Annotated in this window: 4 protein-coding genes; all 4 read right to left on the bottom strand. The window is 39.6% G+C overall.

All coding sequences use genetic code 11. From position 1 onward, the window contains the following. The coding region (locus tag AC52RT_RS06265) for an alpha-amylase family glycosyl hydrolase (RefSeq protein ID WP_495539952.1) at positions 1-410 on the bottom strand (410 nt) is incomplete at its 3' end. A gap of 92 nt (positions 411-502) precedes the next feature. Further along, positions 503-2035 (bottom strand): alpha-amylase family glycosyl hydrolase, encoded by a 1533-nt coding sequence (locus AC52RT_RS06260; RefSeq protein ID WP_495539951.1) that lies wholly within the window; start codon positions 2033-2035, stop codon positions 503-505. Between the two features lie 39 nt (positions 2036-2074). Then, entirely contained in the window at positions 2075-2917 is an 843-nt protein-coding gene (locus AC52RT_RS06255; protein WP_340848719.1) for a sugar ABC transporter permease, read from the bottom strand. Beyond that, on the bottom strand, positions 2917-4078 hold a 1162-nt coding region (locus AC52RT_RS06250; protein WP_495539950.1), incomplete at its 5' end, for a carbohydrate ABC transporter permease. The genes AC52RT_RS06250 and AC52RT_RS06255, both read right to left, overlap by 1 nt.

Here is a 4078-nt window from a genome sequence, read left to right as displayed (position 1 = left end):
GGCTCTTGATTCCCTTTGCCATCCTGCCAGATATACCAGTCACGTTTGGGATTATTCATTGCCGAACGAGACTCAATAAACCAAGGGTGCTCATCACTAGTATGGTTGATCACCAGGTCAAGAATTAACTTCATTCCTCGTTTGTGTACCTCTGAGAGTAAGGTATCAAATTCCTCCATCGTACCGAACTGACCCGAAATCGCTTGATAATCGCTAATATCATACCCGTTATCCGCATTTGGCGATTTATAAAATGGACAAATCCAAATAACGTCAACTCCAAGTTCTTTTAAGTAATCTAATTTTGACCTAACACCCTCTAAATCCCCTATGCCATCTCCATTACTATCCATAAAGCTCCTTGGATAGATTTGATAGCTGACTGCTTCTTTCCACCATTTTCTTTCCATATGTACCCCTCCCAAACTCTTAGTTGCATCGTCTTTCACCATTTGTTTGTGTGAAAGTTAGGCTGCCTTGTTCGAAAGGGGGAAATTATCTGTTATTCCTTACGTTTAGCTCGTTTTATAAGCATGACGATGAAAATAGCAAATAGGACAAGAATACCGGCTATCGCAAATAAAAACGTTTTATTTATGCCCGTTTTATCAGTAAGAGCGTATATTTCTGACTCTTCTCGATCGATAATAATCTTATAGGTGTCTCCCTCACTACGAACCAAGTCTCCTTGAAGCAAGCCCTTTAACTCTTTATCCTTCTCAATCATCCCTTTTTCAAGTACAACTGTTTGCGTAGCTTTTGTGTTATTTAAAGCGACGACAATCGTTTCATCTTGGTAGGAACGTTTGAATACCGCCATCCCGTCTTTCTCATACAGCAGTTTTGTATCCCCTCTTGTTAGGCTTGGCAACTCTGCTCGTAACCTGCCGAGAGTCGTAATATATTCAATCAATTCTTTATCTGTTCTAAAATCCATTAGTTTTCTATTATCTGGATCCTCTCCGCCATTTAACGCAATTTCGGATCCATAATAGATAATAGGGATACCTGGTGTCGTATACATATATGCTAATGACTGCTTCCAGCGTGTTCCTGGATGATTATTATTAGCAGCAGAGAGGTACGTAAAGCGAGACATATCATGGTTATCAATGAATTGACCGAGTATTTCAGGCTTATTAAACATTGTTTCGTTCCGTTCTAGATTAGAGAAAAGCCAACTTAATGATTGGTCTGTCTTTTGAAAAGCAGTCCGCTGACTGTCATTTTGTGCAAAGTCCATAAAACCATCGATTCCTGTTTCCTGATAACTTGCAATAACAGTCGGGTCTTTATCCCATACTTCACCAATTAAAAAGAAATCTTTTTTCTCTTCTTTCACAGCACTCGCAAACTTTGTCCAAAACGTCTTTGGAACATGTTTAACTGTATCAAGACGATAGCCATCAATATCCGTCTCATTAATCCACCACTTAGCTGCATCAATTAGATAGTCGCTTGTTTCTGGATTATCCTGATTTAAATCCGGCAGGTTATAAATCCAGCCATTTTCAACTTCCTCTTGATCTTTCCAGTTTGTAATTTCTTTCTTTTCGTGGAACCAATCTTTTTTCTCTGGATCACTTACAAAAGGATGATTGGGTCCTACATGATTCACGACAAAATCAAGAATAACTTTGATATCACGATCGTGTGCTTCTTTAACTAAGGTCTTAAATTCTTCTATAGTTCCAAAATGTTCTTCAGTTTTGTAAAAGTCATTAATCCAATAGCCATGGTAACCGCCTTCTTCATTGTCAAAGATAGGTGTCAGCCATATGGACGTGAATCCCATATCCTTTAAATAATCTAATTTCTTTGTAATTCCTGCAAAGTCTCCCCCGTTATAGGCAGTTAGATCATCTACGTCGAGATTTTTATCGTTCTCACTGCTGCCGTTATTAAAACGGTCAACCATAATCGAGTAAATAACTTCATCTTGCCATTCTCTTCCTTCTTTTTCAGCTGCACCTGTTGGCATGGCGTAAAAAAGAAGAAACGGAATTAAAACGACTAAAAACACGCTTTTTTTCATTACCGTTCCCCCTACTTAAACTTCTTTACGCCTTTAAGATTAGCCTTTTGTGCCCCCTGCCGTCAAACCCGAAACGAAATATTTCTGGAACATTAGGAATAAGCCGGCAATTGGAAGAGCAATTAGAACAGAACCTGCCGCAAAAGTCGTGAATTCATTACCAAATTGCTTAGCAACCATTTCGTATAGTCCAACACCCATGGTGAATTTCTCTTCGGAACGAAGTAAAATTCGGGCGAGGATGAAATCACCAAATGGAGCAATGAAGGCAAAGAGTGCGACAACCGCTACGATTGGAGTTGCCAATGGCATAATTATTTTTCTAAAAATAAGGAAATGCCCCGCTCCATCCATTTTCGCTGATTCATCAAGCTCTTTTGGAATTGTATCTAAGTATCCCTTCATCAGCCATGTACTCATTGGAATTTGGCCGCCGACATATACAAGAATTAAGCCTAAATGAGTATCAAGTAATCCAGTACGATTCGCTAAAACAAAAATGGCGATCAAAGCTGCAAAGTTTGGAATCATTTGCAAGACCAAGAATGTTAACAATCCATTCTTCCGTCCGATAAATCGGTAGCGAGAAAAGGCATATGCTGTACAGGATACTGCAATCACCGCAAGGATCATGGTTGAGATACTGATTTTCATAGAATTGAAATACCAGTTAAGATAGTTAGACTTCTCAGTATCAAACAAGTATTGATAATGAGCTAACGTTGGATTCTTAGGAAACATGGAAGAGCCTGAAAGACTTTGTCCAGGGTTAAAGGAAGAACCAATTACCCAGAGAAGCGGATATACGACAATAAATACAGCCAAAAGAAGGAGCAGATATGAGACCGTTAAGCGGATAATTTTACTTGTTTTTACACTCATCACATCATATCCTCCTCTTGGAATGATTTAGTCCGTTTAAATTGCCATAGGGCAACCGTAACTACAATTAGTGATAACAACATGGTAATCGCCGCAGCTTTCCCATATTGAGCAGATGTCATCGTCAGCTTATAAATCCACGAAATCAAGATATCCGTGCCGCCGGCATTTTGCCCTGGTAAAGCTGGTCCCCCTCCATTAAAGAGGAAGATGACATTAAAGTTATTAAAGTTAAAGGTATACTGGGTAATCATGATCGGTGCGGTAGCAAAGAGAACCATGGGCAGGGTAATGCTCCGGAACTTCTGCCAAATCGATGCTCCGTCTACTGTGGCAGCTTCGTACAATTCTTCTGGAATCGACTGCAATACTCCCGTAGTCATAGCAAAAATGAACGGAAAGCCTAACCAAGATTGAATAAGTATCAGCGCGACCCGAGACCACATTTCTTCCGTCATCCATGGAATGGCATCAATTCCTAGCGATGCGAGAATGCCATTATTAATAACCCCAAATGTTTCATTGAACATACCTGAAAAGATCAAGATTGAGATAAATGCCGGTACTGCCCATGGCAAAATCAAAAAGGTCCGAATAACGGCTTTTCCTTTTAGATCCTTTTGATTTACAAGAATGGCTAGGAATACACCAATTGCGACCTGCAGGGTGGTTGCTCCGAATGTCCAAACAATGGTCCAGCCGAGAACACCAAAAAAGGTTTTTCTCCAAAGATCTAAACTGAAAATATCAATATAGTTTTGAATGCCTACCCAATCCACAAGCTTCGCCGGTGGTGAGTGGTATAAGTCATAATTGGTAAAGGATAGCAAGATTACAAATAAAATTGGAAAAATAACCACAAATATTAGTAATAAAAATCCGGGTGATATCATTAAATACGGAAAACCATTATCTAATAAGTTATGGTATTGTTCTCTCACACTATTTAAAGATAATCCTCTGTCCCGCTTCCGCCCATTATTCAGCGCATCATAAATATTAACAGCATATATGAGCAGACCGATAAGTGCTACAAGCAGAGCAATGATTCCATCTACAAGAAGAAAAACGGAGTGATCCACCCCTGGAATGGTTCCTAGGGTAAAGAGCCCCCAAAAGCCCCAGTTAAGTGTTGAATAAAAGCTGCTAAAAAACGCTACG

This window comes from Peribacillus sp. (assembly GCF_059453735.1).
Note: the sequence above shows the minus strand (reverse complement) of the source record. Positions and strands in the feature narration are given on the sequence as shown.

Coding starts and splice junctions, on each gene's coding strand:
- AC52RT_RS06255 (WP_340848719.1), bottom strand. CDS start 2,917: ATGAGTGTAAAAACAAGTAAAATTATCCGCTTAACGGTCTCATATCTG.
- AC52RT_RS06260 (WP_495539951.1), bottom strand. CDS start 2,035: ATGAAAAAAAGCGTGTTTTTAGTCGTTTTAATTCCGTTTCTTCTTTTT.